This is a genomic window from Caballeronia sp. SBC1 (genome assembly GCF_011493005.1).
In the GTDB taxonomy this organism is placed as follows: Bacteria; Pseudomonadota; Gammaproteobacteria; order Burkholderiales; family Burkholderiaceae; genus Caballeronia.
Genome location: NZ_CP049159.1, coordinates 38,862 through 57,709, shown reverse-complemented (window position 1 = coordinate 57,709; position 18,848 = coordinate 38,862). Strand labels below are relative to the sequence as shown.

General features: G+C 58.0%; 18 protein-coding genes and 3 pseudogenes. 10 read left to right on the top strand and 11 right to left on the bottom strand.

Annotated elements, in window-relative coordinates; translation table 11 throughout:
- Positions 1-103 precede the first annotated feature (103 nt).
- A complete protein-coding gene (locus SBC1_RS35235; RefSeq protein ID WP_165105834.1) occupies positions 104-1,168 on the top strand; it encodes a glycosyltransferase family 4 protein in 1,065 nt (354 codons plus the stop codon).
- Positions 1,169-1,247: 79 nt separating this feature from the next.
- Here the strand turns inward: SBC1_RS35235 and SBC1_RS35230 are convergent.
- From SBC1_RS35230 to SBC1_RS35220, 3 genes and pseudogenes are all read right to left on the bottom strand, one after another.
- Positions 1,248-2,426, bottom strand: a pseudogene (locus SBC1_RS35230) (IS66 family transposase); the annotation flags it as partial.
- Between the two features lie 30 nt (positions 2,427-2,456).
- Positions 2,457-2,810, bottom strand: coding sequence for an IS66 family insertion sequence element accessory protein TnpB (tnpB, locus tag SBC1_RS35225; RefSeq protein WP_165105835.1), 354 nt, complete (start codon positions 2,808-2,810; stop codon positions 2,457-2,459).
- Positions 2,786-3,313, bottom strand: a complete 528-nt coding sequence (locus SBC1_RS35220) for a transposase (RefSeq protein WP_165989154.1) — start codon at positions 3,311-3,313, stop codon at positions 2,786-2,788. The genes tnpB and SBC1_RS35220 overlap by 25 nt, the downstream gene beginning before the upstream one ends.
- 19 nt (positions 3,314-3,332) lie before the next feature.
- On the opposite strand from SBC1_RS35220, the gene SBC1_RS35215 reads away from it, so the two are divergent.
- Complete coding sequence (locus SBC1_RS35215; RefSeq protein WP_165105838.1) at positions 3,333-4,322, top strand: DNA-binding protein; 990 nt, start codon at positions 3,333-3,335, stop codon at positions 4,320-4,322.
- A 430-nt stretch (positions 4,323-4,752) separates the two neighbouring features.
- Positions 4,753-4,956, top strand: coding sequence for a cold-shock protein (locus SBC1_RS35210; RefSeq protein ID WP_165105840.1), 204 nt, complete (start codon positions 4,753-4,755; stop codon positions 4,954-4,956).
- Positions 4,957-5,423: 467 nt separating this feature from the next.
- On the opposite strand, the pseudogene SBC1_RS40725 reads toward SBC1_RS35210, so the two are convergent.
- The 7 genes and pseudogenes from SBC1_RS40725 to SBC1_RS35175 form a co-directional block, all read right to left on the bottom strand.
- Positions 5,424-5,671: pseudogene (locus tag SBC1_RS40725) on the bottom strand (IS6 family transposase); the annotation flags it as partial.
- Between the two features lie 670 nt (positions 5,672-6,341).
- Positions 6,342-6,785, bottom strand: coding sequence for an ester cyclase (locus SBC1_RS35200; protein WP_165105843.1), 444 nt, complete (start codon positions 6,783-6,785; stop codon positions 6,342-6,344).
- A gap of 941 nt (positions 6,786-7,726) precedes the next feature.
- Positions 7,727-7,921, bottom strand: coding sequence for a hypothetical protein (locus SBC1_RS35195; RefSeq protein WP_165106602.1), 195 nt, complete (start codon positions 7,919-7,921; stop codon positions 7,727-7,729).
- Positions 7,922-8,367: 446 nt separating this feature from the next.
- Positions 8,368-8,592: pseudogene (locus SBC1_RS40220) on the bottom strand (IS6 family transposase); the annotation flags it as partial.
- A gap of 145 nt (positions 8,593-8,737) precedes the next feature.
- Positions 8,738-9,358, bottom strand: a complete 621-nt coding sequence (locus SBC1_RS35185; protein ID WP_165105845.1) for a cytochrome c — start codon at positions 9,356-9,358, stop codon at positions 8,738-8,740.
- Positions 9,359-9,412: 54 nt separating this feature from the next.
- Entirely contained in the window at positions 9,413-10,621 is a 1,209-nt protein-coding gene (locus SBC1_RS35180; protein ID WP_206366205.1) for a cytochrome C, read from the bottom strand.
- Between the two features lie 822 nt (positions 10,622-11,443).
- On the bottom strand, positions 11,444-11,755 hold the full coding sequence (locus SBC1_RS35175) for a high-potential iron-sulfur protein (protein WP_165989232.1): 312 nt from the start codon (positions 11,753-11,755) through the stop codon (positions 11,444-11,446).
- Positions 11,756-11,970: 215 nt separating this feature from the next.
- Between SBC1_RS35175 and SBC1_RS35170 the strand changes: the two genes are divergently transcribed.
- The 7 genes from SBC1_RS35170 to SBC1_RS35145 all read left to right on the top strand — a co-directional run bounded on the left by SBC1_RS35170 (position 11,971) and on the right by SBC1_RS35145 (position 17,484).
- The gene (locus tag SBC1_RS35170; protein WP_165105850.1) at positions 11,971-12,459 is read left to right on the top strand and encodes a pyridoxamine 5'-phosphate oxidase family protein; all 489 of its coding nucleotides are present in this window, start codon (positions 11,971-11,973) and stop codon (positions 12,457-12,459) included.
- A 398-nt stretch (positions 12,460-12,857) separates the two neighbouring features.
- Entirely contained in the window at positions 12,858-13,679 is an 822-nt protein-coding gene (locus SBC1_RS35165; protein WP_165105853.1) for a DNA-binding protein, read from the top strand.
- Between the two features lie 388 nt (positions 13,680-14,067).
- Positions 14,068-14,733, top strand: coding sequence for a hypothetical protein (locus tag SBC1_RS35160; protein ID WP_165105857.1), 666 nt, complete (start codon positions 14,068-14,070; stop codon positions 14,731-14,733).
- Positions 14,730-15,032: an RES domain-containing protein gene (locus SBC1_RS40215; RefSeq protein WP_241202419.1), complete on the top strand. Its 303-nt coding sequence runs from the start codon at positions 14,730-14,732 to the stop codon at positions 15,030-15,032. The genes SBC1_RS35160 and SBC1_RS40215 overlap by 4 nt, the downstream gene beginning before the upstream one ends.
- A gap of 23 nt (positions 15,033-15,055) precedes the next feature.
- On the top strand, positions 15,056-15,334 hold the full coding sequence (locus SBC1_RS40210) for a hypothetical protein (protein ID WP_241202420.1): 279 nt from the start codon (positions 15,056-15,058) through the stop codon (positions 15,332-15,334).
- A 334-nt stretch (positions 15,335-15,668) separates the two neighbouring features.
- Entirely contained in the window at positions 15,669-15,848 is a 180-nt protein-coding gene (locus SBC1_RS35150) for a hypothetical protein (RefSeq protein WP_165102141.1), read from the top strand.
- Between the two features lie 70 nt (positions 15,849-15,918).
- Complete coding sequence (locus tag SBC1_RS35145) at positions 15,919-17,484, top strand: transposase (protein ID WP_165989230.1); 1,566 nt, start codon at positions 15,919-15,921, stop codon at positions 17,482-17,484.
- 122 nt (positions 17,485-17,606) lie between these two features.
- Here SBC1_RS35145 and SBC1_RS35140 read toward each other — a convergent pair.
- A protein-coding gene (locus SBC1_RS35140; protein WP_241202421.1) for an IS3 family transposase occupies positions 17,607-18,784 on the bottom strand; the annotation gives its coding sequence in 2 pieces (ribosomal slippage) (positions 17,607-18,517 and positions 18,517-18,784; 1,179 coding nt in all).
- Positions 18,785-18,848: the final 64 nt, after the last annotated feature.

Here is an 18,848-nt window from a genome sequence, read left to right as displayed (position 1 = left end):
GTGCAGGCGGTGGAGCGCTCGTCCGGCCCAGCCGACAGGCTGGTCCGCCACCCCTCGCGTTGAGGTGCCGCTGAGCGATGTGTCTGAAGGGAGCGTCTCACAAATGCGTATTGCACAGGTCGCCCCGCTGTACGAAGCCGTTCCGCCGAAATTCTATGGCGGTACGGAACGCGTGGTCTCTTACCTTACTGAAGCGCTGGTTAATCTGGGTCACGAAGTCACCCTGTTCGCAAGCGGTGACTCACAGACAACCGCGCACCTCGTGCCGGCGTGGCCGCACGCGTTGCGTCTCGACCCAACGATCAGCGACACCTTTGCCCCGCACCTCCTGCTGCTTGAAAAGGTGCGTCGCGTCGCTCACGAGTTCGACGTGCTGCATTTTCACCTGAGTTACCTGCCTTTCCCGGCGTTTTCGGAACTCGGCGTGCCGTTCCTGTCGACGCTGCACGGACGCCTCGATCTGCCGGAACTACAACCGGTGTTCGACATGTTCCCGCTGGCCCCGGTGGTATCGATTTCGGATTCGCAGCGCATGCCACTACCGCAGGCAAAGTGGCTCCGCACGATCTATCACGGCCTGCCCGAGAATCTGCTGATGCCGCAGCCGAAAACGCAACCGGAATATCTCGCTTTCCTCGGACGTATCTGTCCAGAAAAGCGCGTCGATCTGGCCATTGAGATCGCAGCGCTAGCAGGGCTGCCGCTGAAAATTGCCGCGAAGGTGGACAAGGCGGACGAAGCGTACTTCAGAAGCGCGATCGAACCACTGCTGTCGCAGGCACATGTTGAGTTCCTCGGTGAGATCAGTGAAGCGCAGAAGCCCGCGTTCCTGTCAGGGGCGAGGGCGCTGCTGTTTCCGATCGACTGGTCAGAGCCGTTTGGCCTGGTGATGATTGAGGCAATGGCTTGCGGCACTCCCGTCATCGCGTTCAATCGTGGCTCGGTACCCGAAGTGATTGAACACGGAGTAACGGGCTATATCGTCGACGACGTTCAAGGCGCGGTCGAAGCGCTGACACAACTCGATGCGCTCTCGCGCCCAGTAGTCCGTGAGCATTTTGTCAAGCGCTTCAGCTCGGAATTGATGGCGCACCACTATCTGGACGTCTATACCACACTTGTCCAAGGAGCCAAACGTCCTCAATTGTGCCGGGTCGTTACGGGTTGAGAGACTTGTTGACGCAGATCATGGCCGACGCGGCATCGATCACTAAGCTCGAATCACCGGGTGGCGCAGCATACGGCTACCGTCGCAATCGCTGTCGCCGCTCGCCCGTCCACGTCTCACTACGGGCTTCGGCCGCGAACAGTTTGCCGATCAATTTAACAAAGCGCGTTGCAAGCAGATCAGGAGAGCGCGCTGCTTTGGGTACGTTGTCTTCGGCCTTCACAAAGTACCTCCTCGAATGCGCCCAGCATCCAAGATGCACAAGTTGATGCTGTTCGGAGATGCTGTTGTAGGGTTCGTATCCATCCGTCATCAGGACCGCGCCTTGGCGGATACCAGCAAACAATTTATCAGCCAGCTTGGTGCCACGGCCAGGCGTATAAGTGAAGCATCTTATTGGGATGCCCGAACCAGTCATCTGCGCCCAGAGATAACTTTTCGTTTGCGGCTTTCGCCCTTCCTCCTTCAGGACCTGGAACGTCGTCTCGTCGCAGTAGATCAATTGCGCATCGAGCAGCGCATCGCGCATCAGGTTAATCACAGGCTGTGTTGCGAGACCGATGCGGACCATGCTTGCGGCGAGTGTGTTCGATGAGATGTCACCACCGAAGCGCCACAGCAAGCCGGCCTGACGATAGATCGGCATACCGAACTGATATTTACCGGTGGCGATCCACGCGAGTGCCGATTCGGTCAAGAGCCCGCGGGGGATGATGCGTTGGGGCGCCGGCGTGACCTTGATGCCGAGATCGCAACACGGACATGCATACTTAACGCGTTGGTGCTGGATAACGCGAACTTGCTCGGGAATCACGTCGAGCTGCTCGCTGATTTCAACGCCGATCTCGACGAGCGCATGGCCATCATGCGCGCAGAAGCGTTCCGCTTCGGGAAGCTCATGCCGAACGGGCTCGCGCGGCAGATTGGGGTCGAGGGGTTTGCGGTGACCGCGTTTTTTACGTTTGTGCGCGCCGACCGTGGTCTCGGGGCTATCTTCTTGCGAAGGCGTCGCGTTCGTGCCAAGTGCTTCGGCTTCGTTGAACAGGCCGAGTTGGTCCAAGCTGCGCGATTCGCCTTTCGCGCCAAACAGTTCACGACGGTAGGCGCGTAGCCGCTCTTCAGCAAGGTCCCGTTCCGCGGTTACGAGACGCAGTGTGCTTCGTAGTTCATCGCTCTCGAGTCGAAGCGCCGCGTGCTCCTCGCGTATCGCGAGCAGTGCCTTAAGTTCGTCGGCGTCGATGGTCACGTTGATCGGCATACTGCTTAGACAGCAATGCTAAGGACGTGTTCAGCTCACGCGTGCATAATTTCGCTTCGGATGTCGTTGGACTGCGGCAATGTTGATGCCCTCAAGGAGCCAATGCAACTGCGCAAGGGAAAGCGTCACAATCTTGGCCTCGTTGTCAGGCCACGCGAAATAGTCTGATTCTAATCGTTTCAGCATAAGCCAAAATCCATTGCCATCCCAGGCGAGAATTTTGATCCGATCGCGTCGCTTGTTGCCGAACACGTAGAGTGATGAATCCATCGGATTCAGACGCATGGACTGCTCGACAAGAATTGACAGGCTGTTCATGCCATAGCGAAAGTCGACGGCATCACGGTGTACATAGACCTTTAGGTTTTCGTCGAACCGGAACACGGCAGCCTCCCCAGCATCTGGACAACGGTCGTCAGTTCGTCGACACTCGCCTCTCCGAGGTCGAACTCGACACCGTTCGACAGGCGCACATGTAGGGCGAGCGTCATCGACGGTGACGCAGGGGTGCGTGGCCGCGTCGGCGCAGCAGAAACGACGGGCACGAATGCAGGTGACAATTCCACAGACGGGGTGCGCATATGCGAATTCGGCATGTCGATGAGTACGCCGTCGATCACCACCGCCGAAGGTCGACTAGGTTCGGCCGCGTCGTCATCGTGCGATACCGATGAGATGCCTTTCTCTCGATCTATCAGGTGCTTCGCGATCCACTTGCGCAGCAGGTTCGCGTTGATTCCGTGCTCTTGCGCCAGTCGGGCAACCGACATGCCCGGTCCGGGACGCAGCGCGGCCTCAACGAGCGCAAGCTTGGCTTTTGCGTCGTAGCGGCGACGTCCATCGCGGCTGCGTCGAACTACTCTTAACTCTGAGTCTTTGCCCGGCATAGGTGTCCACCTCCAATAGGTGGACACCTATGCTCCTCGCTCTCTTCTACAGTTGATAGACGTCAGAAATGGACCGCTTACGTTTTTCCGGCATGGCATCACGCCGACCGCCAACCGGCTCTATCAACTGGTGAAGAAGGGCAGCATGAACGCGCCGGCCGAGGCGCTGACGCGCTTCTGGGCCACCCTGCGTGACAAGAGCCGGGTGCGTATCGAGCATCCCGACCTGCCGGTGGAGCTGCAGTCCGCGACGGGCGAACTGGCGGCCGCGCTCTGGACGCGAGCGGTCGATATGGCGCAAGACCAACTGGCCGCCGCGCAGCTCGAGGCGCAACGATCCGTCGCGGAGGCGCAGGCCGGGCAGGCGAGGGCAGAGGCCGAACGCGACCAGTTACGTCAGGAACTGACGGGCAGTGCCGCCGCGCTGGAGGGCGCGCAGGCCCGCATCATCGAACTGGACCAGACGCTGGCCATCTCCGTCGCTGCGGTGTCGACGCTGCAAGAGCAGGTAGAACTCGCGCGCGAAGGCGAGCAGAAACTGCAGCGGGCGCTCGAAACCGCCCGGCAGGACTTCGCTTCTGAACTGGACAAGATACGTTCCGACGGCAAGCTAGCTCAGGAGCGGCTCAAAGCCGCCGAGACCCGGGCGCTGCTGGAAATCGACCGCGAGCGGCAAGCGGCCGCACGCTTGCAGAAGGACCTTGATACGGTTACCCGTAAAGCGGAGCAGGGCGTCAGCCGGCATCGGGAGGAGGTGCAGAAGCTGCAGGGACAAGTTGGTGATCTGCGTCAGCAGCTCGGCGTGTTGGAGGGCAAGCTTGACGCGCTGCGCACCGCCAACACGCGTTATATTGATGAAGCGACGCTGGCGCGTGAGCAGCGAGACCAACTGGCGTTGTCGCTGACGCATGCCGCTGCCAAGCAGAAGATGCCGACGGCGAAGCGGACGGCCGGCTCGCGCACAAGCAGTGGGCCGGCTGTCAAATCACCGCGGACACGCAAGGTGTGATTTTACTGGGATGGATTCCGCGCGGACGAAGCACGATGCAGGGTAATCATCCTTTTCGTGCAGTTTCTGGTGGTCATCGCCCGCAGAGCCCCGTCCAGAAGACATTTCCTGTGCTGCAACATTTCCTCGAAACACGCATTCACCAAGCCTCTGAGAAATAGGCGTTTTTAGACACTAACCGCCAGAACCTGCACGAAGAGGGCGACTACCCCGTGTCGGGCGTATCACTCCTGCTTGTTCAAGGTGCGAACCGAAAACCCAGCGGAGCTAAATCTTGACGTGCGTCAACGCGAAACTTTATAGCATACCTAAACTGAAATTGTGACCCGAAGAACGTTTTTAATCTTATGGTCGAAGACTGTTGGGCTGAAATGGCCTCGGACTTGCAAACCTGCGAGCGCAGCCCGCGGATTGGACAATTGGGAAACTTATGCTTACCGGTACGGTAAAGTGGTACGACGAGAGGAGAGGATATGGTTTCGTCGAGCCGGACAATGGCAGCGAGTGTTTATTCGTATGTCGTTCGGAAGCGAGTGGCAACCTGTTTGCAGTGCTGCGAGAGAACCAGCGAGTAGCGTTCGAAATCGAGCAGGGGCCGAAAGGTAGTCAAGCGGTGACTGTTCAGATTCGATAAGCGACCCGCCGCGTCGGTGTGCTACCGATGTCGGCTATCTTAGTAAAGGTGAGCGACCGAATCAATGCGCTCACATCGTATGGACACACTTTCCATGAAACGCGTTTCGACGAATAAGATCACGTCCGATATCGAACTGTTGAATGGATGTGCCGACAACCTCGTATCTAGTGACAAAGATATCGTTGCGCGAGGCTCGATTTATTTAGCTGGCCATGAGATTGGTTGCTGGAACGTGCGGACTGGAAGCCGCTGGTCTGCGTGCCTAACGGACACACATGATTGGATTCAATCCAATAGCAAAGATGGCCTTAAAGGAGCCATAGCTACGAAAGTCGACTCACAGCCGTTGCCCAATTTTTCATAGGGCGCTATCAAATGTGAACCGCAACACCTGTCTCGTATAAGGTGGATAATTTCGTGGCTTGGAAAGATAATGACAACAGGAATTGTGAAGTGAGTCAATGGAACACCTCATCAAGATGCCATGTGGTGCCAGTCTTGCGACGGGCCGCTTTCACTTGGTGTGCGAAGCCGGCGCCGAATTTGTCACACCATCAGCGGACCGTTTCATAGCTCACGACGATCCCGCGCTCGAACAGCACCTCTTCGATGTCGCGAAAGCTCAACTGAAACCGGAATACCAGCGCACCGCGCCACTGATAACTGCGCCTGGGAAGCGATGACCGTGATACAGCGGTTTAGAATTCTTCATCACACGATCTTCGGCGACCGCTCCGGGAATGTGACAAAGCTCCAGCGACATCCTGTTGAGGCGTGGCGTGGCAGATTTTTCGCTCGGCGCTTACTTCGCTCACGCGAAGATTATTCAAGAGAATCTGAGCGCGCCGACCAGCGAATCGAATGCTCCTCCGCCGCCACGGGCCAGTTCGAGCGTGAGGCCGACGCAATCGAGTTCGCCCACAAGTGGGCGATCGACGAGAACTGGACTTCGCGAGACGGCCACGATCCCTCGAAAAGATTCGTTGGAGACAGTTATGCAACCTTGCAATGCTTGTCGGGAATTGGCTGGAAAGCCATCAACTGCGCCGCCGCACGGCGACCTCGCGGCTTCGGGCTTCAGTGCGTTCGGTGCTCCTCCTAGCCACACGACGAAGGTCAGTAGCAACTGGTGCTGCACAGTCTGCGGTAGCCGGTTGTATCAAAACACAGCGGACGGCGACCCTCCGAGCGAGTGGGCGATAGGTGAGCGCCCGTTAGACTGGCCCGAGAAAAGGGGCGAGTGATGGTTCTGACACAAGAAGGAATTTGCCGCTCGCCGCCCACAATATATTGTGGCTGTTGAAACGAGGCGGGCGCGTCCTGTCGCAGTCGTCCCGCTCGAAAAATCCTTACTGCGACTAAACTGATTTATGCGCTCCGCGTTACTTTTTTAGGCTGGGTGGCAGCTCACCGAGCTGATGGAACACACTTAGCCAGTCTTCGAGATGCCACGTTTTGGCGATGCGACCATCGCGGAACTCGTGGAACGAGTGGATCGCAAACTCGATTGGTTTGGATGTTGGTGGGATGCCCTTCAGCGGCCCTGACTGGGTTCCGCTGACTCGCGCACGCACGCCAACCATGTTTCCGTGGACCAAAACATCCAAGACGGTAATTTTGATGTCCGGCAGCGCCAAAGTTAAATCCGCGAACACGGGAACCATTTGGTCAGGCCCCACGTTCGATCCGAAGGAAGGGGGAACGTATTCCCAATCAGGCGTTACAACGGTCCTAAGTAGCTCAACGTCTTGGACAGTATGCGCATGATAAAAGAGCTCGATGGCCTGCCGCGTGAAATCGCGCGCTACATGGTTGGTTTTGTCCATGGCATCACCTGTCGCCGACCCTAGGTTGCATGAGCCATAATAAGACACTTGATCGGGCTACGGTGAAAATAGGAGCGGCGAATCCATCGAGGTCGGGTCCGTCGAGGAGGCACAGCGCCGGCGTATAGGCCGGTCCGCAGATCAGCGGGCCCGCAGAGTCGCGCTGCAACGACCCCCATTTGGGCAGGTCCAGTCCCCGTTACCTTCGCGCGACCATTTGCGCGACTCTGTGCCGAGCCCGTGGATCGCGTTGGCGCTGGGGTCAACGCGGTCGACCGTGTCGGCGGGATGAACGGTGATACGCATCAGACTCTCCATGTCGGTGTACGGTGCAAGTCGGCATCGTCCGCCGGCTCATTGACTTGTACCCACTGGATCGGCGGGCGTCTTCAGATGAGAGCTGCCCATCGCGATCTACAGGGAGCTGCGTCCCATGTCGCCTGCGCTGCCTCGACGTATTTCCAGCTCGATCATCCGGTACGTTCCGGGAGAGGGCTACGATCCGCTTGGACGATGGAGCAAGAAAAGGCGCGTCAGTCGTACGGCAGAACATGCAATGTTGCTGGTTCATGAGTTCGGCCGGTTCGGTGGCAACGGAGGCGTTTCGCAAGATGCGAACAAAGGAGAACTGTAGACACCCGCAATGAAATAGGTCAACAGCGCATTCCCGAACTTTTCATCCGGGAGGCGCTTAGTATCCGGATGGTTTTCGAATTTAGTGTATTGAAGTCGAGCTGCTAGACGATTTCTATCTTCGCGAGGGGTCAGCATCACGGCCTCTTCGTCGATGATTGGGACATGCGGTGTCTGTCAGGATGCCAAATTTTAAGAGTGTCGTGAAAATATCACTGATTTGCATGACTAATTATTGAATACAATGGAACAGCCAAGAACCTTGCCCCGCGAAGCTTCAATTCCGGAATCGTAGTTCCGGTCGATCTTCAGTTCCGAGTCACCGCTTTGAGGATTGACTGTCCGCGGACGGTCAGGTGTAGGTGCCAGCCGCCAGAGATCAGTTCTTCGAAGGAAACGAACTGGTGCTCAAGCAGGGCATCCAGATCGCCACGGTTCAGGTCGGCTTGATTCTGCGCGTCCCTGACGAGCATCAGGGTTGCGAATTCATGTGGGCTGAGCATTTTCATCTCCTCGCAGGTAGTGAACTCCAAAGAACAGTTGTTTCGCTGCCATCCCTTCAGCGTACGGCGGTTGGTCGGCGCGTTGCGAATCCCTGACAGTGGCGAGCCAGTCAACACTGTGTCTTTCCGAAAACATGTATTTATAGTAGATTTTTTTGTCGGTCTGTCGATGCGCATTTTGTCGCATGTGCCGAACCCCTTACGCGCATGCCGCGATTCTGGTGCAAATAGCGGAAATGGCCGATGAAGTTTGTTTTTGATGGGATGGCTTATTGAGCCGAGAGGACCGCTTTCCAAATTGCAGGCGCAGTATTGCCTTTGAAGTGCAATTCGGTAAGGTCGAATTGCACCTTGCGAAGCGACATATTGACTCAATAATCGCGAGCGCAACCGAGGTGTCAAGTTGAGGTGTCAGCGACGCCATAGCGTAGAGGGCGCGAATTTTCTCAGAAAGCGGACGGATCTTGGGTAAGCTCAGTGAAGCGGTGCAACGTGGCAAAACGTGCGGTGGGCTGTTTGCGATAGAGTGAGGCGAGCAGTAAATGTCGCTCGAGCGCGAAGTGCTGCTATATCGGTCCGAAGCTCGACAGAAAAGCCTGCATGCGTTCAGGAACCCGGAAGCCACGCATGCGCGACTCGCGTTCACGCTTCGGTTGATGGCGTCTATTTGCACCGGAGCCCTTCGCCTGATCTCGTCCGGGTGTCCATACCACAAAAGAACTAGCATGGACGCCACCGCATTGATGGAGATCCACGGTGCACGGACATGGCGGTTCTTGGGGTCAACGCCCGCCCACCGGATAAATTGCGAGTCGTTTATCTGGATTGCAGATAGGCTGCAACCGCCTTGGCCTGGTCGGCGCTCAACGTATGCGCGACGGCGCTCATCACCGGTGCGTTGGCGCGCGTGCCGTTCTTGAATACCTCGATCTGACGCAACAAATACTCCTGGTGCTGCCCTGCGAGGCGCGGGAACGTGCCAGCACCCTGGGCTTGCGGACCATGGCATGAAGCGCAGGCCGGCACCCCCTTGTCCGGCACGCCATGCTCGAAGATTTCCTGGCCGTTTGCCAGTAAGGCGGCATCGCCCGCTGCGCCTGGAATCGCCTCCTGGTGAGAGAAATATTCGGCCAGCGACTGGATGGTTGAGTCGTCCAGTTGAGATGCAATGGCCCACATGTATGAGCGCGCGTCCGTCTCGCCGCGGGCATGTTCGCGGAACCCCTTGAGTTGGGCGATAAGGTATTCCGGTGTCTGGGCATTCAGCCGCGGAAACATCGGCGACTCGCTGTGACCATGCACGCCGTGACACGCAGCACACAATTGTGCGGCCACGCGGGCGCCATCCTCGGCCCACGCGGAGACGGGTCTCAAGAGCAGCGCAGATACCACAAGCAGTGCAGCCAGCGGTATCCGTGAGGTAGGCAATTTTTTCATGCGGGCTCTCGTCAGGCTGTGCGGGTTGAACATGCTGGTTGCCGAGCCAGTGCGTCAGAATACGAACCATCCGAGCAGATACAACGTGTTGTTGTCGCTGGCATTTCGCCCGCTGCCGTCATAGTTGAAGCGCGCACCGTTGAACTTGAGGAACCAACTGTACTGCACCGATAACTTAACCTGGGGTAGCGGAAGGTAGTCAAACTCGAGAATCACGCCACGGGTGTCCGGAAGACCATTGGCGCTGCCCGTGACTGGCACGGGCCCGTACAAGCCCGGATCCGGGTTGCCGGTAGTCTGGAAGAACGCGAGCGTGCTGCCATATTTGCGTTGGTAGTAGTAGGACACCTTGGCCTTGAAGGTGTCGAGGTGATCATTTGGGTTGGACGGCGTGGGTCCTGCGCCGATTCCACCGCTCGGGTAACTGGCGCTCCAGTTCTGCTTTTCATGAATCCAGGTGGCCTGCGCAGTGATGGCGTGCGTTAGCGTGATGAACTGATATTGCGCATCCAGCGCGTAATCGGTGAATTTGTCTGTAGGTGAAACAGGGATGGTGTTGTCCGGATATTTATTTGCGATCAGACCATATGTCCCCACCATCAGCGAATGAGGACCCCATTCCGCGTTATACGCGAGCCGCCAGTAGGGATTAGTGCCATTCAGGCGTGCTACACCACCAGGTGTATTTATGTCCTGACCTGTACGGAAGAATGAGAACATCTGATCAGCCGTACGGTAGAGGCCGAACTCAGCATAGATACTTCGTTGCCAGAACATGTAGGCGGTCGCGCCGGCTACTTGCTGGGCCAGGCTGCCGTCAATGATCGTACCTGCCATGGGCGTAAGTGACACGCTACTGGACGCGTAGGGAAATCCGAAAGCGGGCGTACTGTTCCACACGTCCGAGACGGTGGGGTTGTTGTTGAGCGTCATCCCATAGATGAAGTCGATGTCGTTCTGGGTGAAATGTCCAGCTGCCCTTATGTCCGTATTGTCGATGCCGCTATGGTGCGCGACTCCGTCGTAAGTCCATTGCGAAAAGGCACCCACGGGGCCTGCGATACGTCCGCCATAGAACACACTCGCCTGTTGAAGTACGATGTCTTGATTGCGGGCAAAGTCGTAATACGTGCTGTTGATCGAGCGGGTGTTGGTTTGTGACACCTGCGCCATCGCCGCGAGCGGAATGGTGTTGTTGTTCGACAGCGTGTAGCCGGTCATCTTGAAGAAGCGGCCGAACGGTGTCAGTTCGGGGAAGCTCACGTGACACGCCACACAGGCGAGTCCGGTCTGGCGGGCAAATGCGGGAAGCGCACGGGCCTCCGAACAAAATAACACCGTTCCTAAGACCAGCGCCAGCAGCGCAGCGACAACGCTTTTCATCTGGGTAACCATCGCGTCCCCTTTGTTGTTCTTGTTGCGCGTCGACCGGCAATTGTTCGCCAACAGTGAAGCAGCTTTCTGTACTAATCTATAATTAGCATTTCTACGTATCGATGGATATTTTTGGCTGTGATGAGGCTGACTATCAAGATCGCCGACCCGCGTGCTGACCAATCAATGCATCGAACTGAAAGAACCGTTGGTCAGACAGCGGGGCCGCTGTGACTTCCTGTCACAGCAAGTACCTAATGAGCCACGTGCACCGGCTTGCATGTCGGTGCACGTGGGGAACCGAGCGTGAAGAGCCTGCTGGCGCTCCTGCGTAAATGCCCTCAAATATAGGAGCGACCCGCCGCCGCGTTTTGACCAAGGTCAAAAAAAGCACCGAGCAGTTGCTCGGTGCGCCCAACAGTCTGGTTTCAGGGGGGCTGACTAGTCCCGCAGCGGGTAGCAGCAAAGGACAAGGTGTACGTCGAAACGATCAAGCGATGCATGCGGTGGACAAGGTCCTCGTGGAGCGGTTGCTACATCTTCGCTTGTTTGAAGGGTGGTCGGTTTCGCGACGCCCACAAGTGCTTTCCGGCACGACGTTGCGTGGTCTGGGCGGCGGTCCCTAAGATTTCTCGGGCGCGAGGCGTGGCAAGTCGTGGGAATTCGAGCCCAGTTTACTCGCCGGTGTCGTGGTGAACACACGACTTACGTTCAGGCTTTCTTCACATATGCGCTACACCATCCCTTTGCGCTTACTTGCTTGCCGCTGAAAACCGAACATGGGCCCTCCGCATCGCCGGGCTTGCCCTGGTAGAGCTGACAATTCGCACATGCTTGCCCAGCTTGGTATTTCGGATATTTTGCCGCATCTGTCTGCGTGGCATCTGATTTGTAACCGAGCGTTTGAGCGGTACGGTCGCTCTCTGAGAGTTCAGGGGCGGCCGCTCGCGATTCGTTGTGGAGTACCGCGGTTGAGGCCACGGACGCGGCAAGGATTATGAAATGACGGCGGGAGGTATGCACGGGGAGGCTCCTTTTTGTACTGGTGCGGCAGCTGGCGCGTGATGCGTTGGCCCGCGCGGAAATCCGCAGACCTTCAAGGCGCAAGCAGGACACTTGAATGTTGCCAAAGCGGATCAGCACCAGGTTGATGTAGGTCAAGCATACGTGCCTGCGGCGGCGCCAAGCTATCACCATCAATGGAACGCAACCCGCCTAACGGGCAGGGAGATACACCCATGGATGAAAGACTGAAGAAATTTGTGCTGGAGGTCCTCGAAACAGGTCGTGATTTGTCTCTGGCGACGCTGCGTGAGGACGGTTACCCGCAAGCGAACGCGATAAGTTACGCGAACGATGGTCTGATTCTTTACTTTGGCACGGCGCGCACCAGTCAAAAAGTCAAAAATATCCAGCGATGCAATAAGGTGTCGACAACGATAAGCATGCCGTACAACGACTGGAGCGAGATCAGAGGAGTTTCGATGGCTGCGACCGCGCACGTGCTGACAGACGACTCCCCCGCGAGTGCGCGGGCGATGGACCGACTGCTCGCGCGGTTCCCCGCCGCGTGGGACATGTCGCCCCCCGCAGAGGCAGGTCAGTTCGTTTTCGTTAAGCTCGTGCCGGTCATCGTCAGCGTGATTGATTACACGCAGGGCTTCGGCCACAGCGAGTTGGTCGAAATATGCGCGAGTGACCTGGGTGAGCGGGCACCCACCGGGTAAATGCGCGGGATCTGAACCGCGATTTTTTCGCAGCACCGGCTTTCGAATTGGAGCAATTTGTACCTGATTCAAGCTCCGCACGCGGCATGCGAGCAAGTCGCGTGCTCTTCCGCGCGCACCCAAGGCACGCACGGGAGCGCTGGCGTAAGGCGTACGCTAGTTTTTGAGGTATCACCGCCACCGCGTAGGACAGGCTGCGCGACGCTGTTCGAATATGCCGCACCACGCATCCTTGCGACTCCCCCGGAGGGGGTAATCGTCCGTTTCGTGCAATTCCTGGCGGTCATCGCCCGCAGAGCCCCGTCCAGCAAGGATCTCCTGTGCTGCAACATTTCCTCGAAACACGCATTCACCAAGCCACTGATAAATAAGCGTTTTTAGACACTAACCGCCGCAAATTGCACGAAAAGGACGATTACCCCATCGAGCATCCTGACCTGCCGGCGGAACTGCAATCGGCGACCGGCGAGCTCGCGGCGGCGCTCTGGACGCGGGCGGTCGATATGGCGCAAGACCAACTGGCCGCCGCGCAGCTCGAGGCGCAACGCTTGGTCGCGGAGGCGCAGGCCCGGCAGACTCAGGCCGACGCCGAGCGCGACCAACTGCGCCAGGAACTGACGGGCAGTGCGGCCGCGCTGGACAGCGCGCACACCCGCATCATCGAACGGGACCAGGCGCTAGCCATCTCCGTCGCCGCGGTGTCGACGCTGCAGGATCAGCTCCAGCTCGCGCAACAGGGCGAGCAGCAGTTGCAGCGGGCGCTCGAAACCGCCCGGCGTGACTTCGCCTCGGAACTGGACAAGCTGCGTGGCGACGGCAAGCTGGCGCAGGAGCGACTTAAAGCCGCCGAAACCCGGGCGTTATTGGAAATCGACCGCGAGCGGCAAGCGGCCACGCGCTTACAGAAGGAACTTGATACGGCTAACCGTAGAGCGGAGCAGGGCGTCAGCCGCCATCGGGATGAGGTGCAGAAGCTGCAGGGACAACTTGGTGACCTGCGTCAGCAGCTCCGTGTCCTGGAGGGCAAGCTTGACGCGCTGCGCACGGCGAACGCGCGTTACATCGACGAAGTGGCGCAGGCGCGTGATCAGCGAGACCAGCTGGCGTTGTCACTGACGCATGCCGCTGCCAAGCGGCAGGCGCCAGCAGCGAAGCCGACAGCAGGCCCGCGCAAGAGCAGTAACCCGGTGCGCAAATCGCCGCGCACGCGAAAATCTTGATTGCATCGCGTCCGTATTTGATGTCGGTTTCTCATTCGCAAATCGGCGTAGCGCACCGGTCTCTGAACGTCGAATTTCTCCTCACCGCCGAGGCCGCGTGACCCGAGTGCGTTCGGCTGGGCGTATCCGTCGTCCTTCAAGTAACGACGTGGCGGGTCCGCTTTTCCCGAAGGAGAAACTGCTGCCTGATGCTTGTAACGGCGACGTGATTTGATTTGCGCCCCTACTTGAGTGGCGCTTTTTCATGCCAGCGACAGACCAGCCCTCTGGCCCATTGCTGCGACTGGCGATGACAAACGTCATCGTTTGACATGTTTGACATGTTTGACAATCGTGGGGATTTGTGCAATCCTTTCACGTATGGGAATTCCGAAGGAGGAGGCCTGAAATGACCACAGCAACGGCACTGAAGCGTGTCACTAGGTACGCCGCTGGCGATTCCGTTGACCGGGCGCTAGGCAATGCGGCCGGCGCTCTCTCTTACGCGGAAGACCTCGAGGTCATCTTCGAGATGCCTGATGCCGAGGTCGGACGCCTCATCAAGCAGAAAGCTCGCTCGTTCAGACGCATGATTGAACGAGCGGACAGCCCGGTGACTGGGCATCTGACTGAGCCGGTGGTCCTCGAGTTACCGCAGGAACCGGACGACGCTGCGCCGGAAACGGTGAAGCAGGGTGACTTCGAGATCGCCTCGCGCGAATTCAGGCGAAGCCTCATCAAGCGGCAACTGCTTTCGTCGGCAGACCTGCAGGCAGCTCTCAGCTTGACCCGCCAAGCGGTGAGCGCTGCCTCGCGCGCGCGCCGGCTCTTCACGGTCGATGTTGACGGCCAGAGCTACTTTCCGGCATTCTTTGCGGACGGAAAGGTCAACCGTGCCACGCTAGAGAATGTCTCACGCATACTCGGTGATCTGCCCGGTTGGACCAAGTGGGACTTCTTCACAACGGCGAAGGGGTCGCTCGGGGACATCAACCCTCTGGAGGCGCTCCGCAAGGGCAAGGTAGAAGAAGTGAACAGGGTCGCGGCGGCGTTCGCCGAGGAGGCCTCGCGTTGAGCCTGAAACCCCCTGATGTTGTCTTCTCCACGCTGGTTTTACCCGTCATCGAAATCGACGCGGCGAAGCTTGTTCGCATTTCCCGCCACAACAACGGCGAGCCGTATTTTGGAAAATCTGGGCTGAACCGGTTCGATGACCCGCGCGGTTATCTGCCGCCAGCCGACCGGTACGGCACCTGTTATTTCGGGTTCACGCTCGCTTGCGCTTTCGCCGAGACGGTACTTCATGACCGAACCTCCGACAGGGGCGGCTTCAAAATGCCATACACGAGCTTGACCGGTGGGTTGCGCGATTAAAAGTCGGTAAGCTGAAGCTGGCTGTGCTGACAGGCAAGCACTTGAAGCGGCTGGGCGGGGACGGGTCCTTGTCGTCCATCGTGCCCTACGACTTGCCGCTGCAATGGTCGCTGGCGATTCACAAGCACCCGGCGACCGTGGACGGATTCGTCTACATGTCGAGGCACCTGAACACCGAGGAAGCCGTAGTGTTGTTCGACCGGGCGCTTGGCAAGCTGACCGCCAAGTCCCCGTACAAAGAATTTCAGGACTACCCGGGTTCGCTGAGGGTGCTGCGCGAGTTCAACGTGCTGTCGTACTGAGCTTCGGTCTGCAGGACTCTTGCGTGACCATGTTGTTCCGGATTGACAAAACCCCAGTGCTGAGAAGAGCGATTGGGGTTTGGGGTGCCGTTAGGAAACGGAATAAATCGTACGTTAGCCGCACTGCACAATCAATAAAATCAACGACTTGCCGTCATCAGCTGTAACTTCTCAATAACTCGGGGCAACTACCGCACAACAGTGCGTTGTTTGATCTGCTCGCGCCGTCAAGATAGGCCAATGCCATCGTTTCGTCCCGCAACTAATTGCGTGCTTGTAAACGGCGGATGGCGATGTTAACGTTTGTCGGGTCAACATCATTGCATCCGCACTCATGCCCCTCCGAAATCAATTCGCGCTCCCCGACATCGCAAGAGAAGGACTAACGCCACCGGAGCTTGAATTGCTGGCGTGGGTTCAGCAACTGGCAGCAATCGCCAATGGCTTGCAGGATGAGGTTGAGCAACTGAAACAGGAAGCAGCCCAGCTCAGAAAAGCCAGGAAGCGCGCGTAGGTTGGCCGCTGCGGTGATGAAGAAACTCGCGGTGCCGTATGTCGCCGAATCTGATCGGACGCCCGCGGTTATGAAGCTGCTGACATGGGGCGAAGGATTGCTTGAGATCATCCATCGCGTGCAGGAGGAGAGCGGGCATCTGAAAGACGAAGTCGCGGTGCTCAAAGGAGAGAAGAAGCGTCCGACGTTCAAGCCGAGCCGCATGAACGAGGATGCTGGAAAAGCCGCCGAGCAGGATCGAACGCAGAATGAGAAACCCGCCAAACGACCCGGATCAGAAAAGAAAAGTAAGACGTCGCAACTGAAGATCGATTGTGACCAAGTCATCGAGCCGGCCGAGCCGATCCCGCCCGGTTCCCGATTCAAGGGCTATCGTGATTTCGTGGTTCAGGACCTGGTGATCGAATCACGCAATACACGCTATCGACTTGCACGCTGGGAAACGCCGGACGGCCAGACCCTGATCGGGCAACTTCCGCAGGCAGTCCAGGGAGGGCATTTCGGCCCGATGCTGGCGAGCTATGTGCTCTATCAACATCACCATTGCCACGTCACGCAGCCGCTGCTATGCGAGCAACTTCGGGAATGGGGCATCGAGATCTCGTCGGGACAGGTGAACGCGCTACTGCAAGTGGGCAAGGAGCGCTTTCACGCGGAAAAAGACGGGCTGTTGTCGACTGGCCTGGCGCTTTCAGCGTATGTGACGGTCGATGATACCGGCGCGCGGCATCAAGGCAAGAACGGCTACGTTACCCACATCGGTAACGAATATTTTGCCTGGTTCCAAAGCACGCGTTCGAAGAGCCGAATCAATTTCCTGGAGTTACTGCGTGCGGGCCATGGTGATTACCAGATCAACGAAGACGCGCTCGCGTACATGAAAACGCAGGGGCTCTCGCACGTGTTCCTGGACGCGCTGCGTCAGCACGAAAGCGCAAGCTTTGCCGATCAGTGCGCGTGGCGGCACCACCTGGATGGCTTGGGGATGAACACCCCACGCTACCGCAACATTGCCACCGAGGGCGCGTTGCTAGGCAGCCTGAAGCGGCATGGGGTGGCTGCGCATCTCGCCATCATCAGCGATGATGCAGGACAGTTCAACGTGCTGATCCATGGGTTATGTTGGGTTCATGCGGAAAGACTGGTGCACAAGATGCTACCGCTCAATGATCAACATCGGGAGGACATCGCCCGCGTGCGTAGCGAGATCTGGTCGCTCTATGCCGATCTGAAGGACTACAAGCTACACCCCACCGCCAAACGCAAGCGAGAACTGGCAAGACGCTTCGACCATATTTTTATCCAGAAGACCCGCTATGCGACGCTCGATCGTTTGCTCAGGCGCATTCACATGAACAAGTCCGAACTTCTGCTAGCGTTAGAGCGCCCCGAAGTACCACTGCATACCAACGGCAGTGAACGCGACATTCGCGATCAGGTCAAAAAGCGCAAGATCAGCGGCGGCACGCGCAGCGAGCTCGGCCGACAATGCCGTGATACGTTCTCGAGTCTAAAGGCGACGTGCCGCAAGCTGGGCATCTCGTTCTGGGACTACCTGACTGACCGCATTTCACGCTGCGATCAAGTTCCCCTTCTGCCTCACTTCCTCGAACAACGCATCGCACTCTCTGCTTGAACAGTATGCTGGCGCTCGCCCCGGGTTATTGAGAAGTTACCATCAGCTCCGGCAACGTAGGTGATCGGTACACATAGGGGGGAGAGGCCCTATCGGACAAGGTTTTCCGGACCGTGTAGTGGTCAAGTTATTTCGGACAGGCAGATAGGTTCTTTTACTGTCGGTTTTGCCTCGTAGGCAGCGGGCGACAGATAACCCAAAGTCGAGTGCAAGCGTACGGCATTGTAGAAACTGACGATGTACTGGTTGATATCGCGCCGTGCCTCGTCGTGGTTGGCGTATCGGCGCTGCCAAACGCGCTCCATCTTCAGGTTCAGGAAGAATCTCTCCATCACCGAATTGTCCCAGCAATTTCCCTTGCGGCTCATACTGCAAATCACGTGATGCTGCTTAAGCAAGGCTTGGTATTCATCACTCGCGTACTGGCTGCCCCGGTCTGAATGCAGTACCAGTCCCGGTGCTGGGCGGCGCTGCTGCAGCGCCATGTTCAAGGCCGATATCACTAGCCCGGCCGGCATAGTGGGCGCCATGGACCAGCCAACCACCTTGCGTGAGTACAGGTCCAGCACGACCGCCAGATACAGCCAGCCTTGGGCCGTGCGGATATACGTGATATCCGAAACCCACGCGCGATTGGGCTCGGCCACGTCAAACTGACGGTCGAGCACATTCGCGGCCACAGGTAACGTATGCCTGCTGTCGGTCGTCGACACGAACTTGCGCTTCCAGCTCGTGCGCAGGCTCGCTTCGCGCATCAGCGTACGCACCCTGTGGCGCCCAATACGTAGCCCTTGCTCACGCAGCGCATGCATCACGCGCCGGCTGCCGTAGCTCGCGCCGCTGGCGGCGAATGCCGCCCTGACGTGAGTCTGTTCTTGCAGACGCTTTACGCTCGGCCTGGCACGCCGGTGCGCGTAGTAGCCAGAGCGGCTCACCTGCAAAACCCGACAGGCGTCACTGACCGATACGGCCTCCTGTTGCAAGTGGGCTACCACGCGGTAACTCACTTCAGTTCCCGTGCAAAGAAGGCCGATGCTTTTTTTAGCAGCGTATTGTCCTCGCGCAGTTGCCGGTTCTCCATCTCAAGCTGGCGAATGCGCTGCTGCTCGGCCGTCAGTGGCTTGCCCACGCCAGCCCCCCCGCTGGACTCGGCATCGTACTGCGCCACCCAGCGACGCACAGCTGTCTCACCAAGTTCCATCGACCGGCAAACCTCGCTGAGCGATAGCCCCTGGTCTCGTATCATCCTCACCACTTCCAGCTTGAAGCTGGCGTCAAATTGTCGGCGCCTTCTTGTCATCTAGCTCAATTCCTCATCGATTTCAGGATTGTCCTCCTATCGACTTGTCCGAGGAAATTAGACC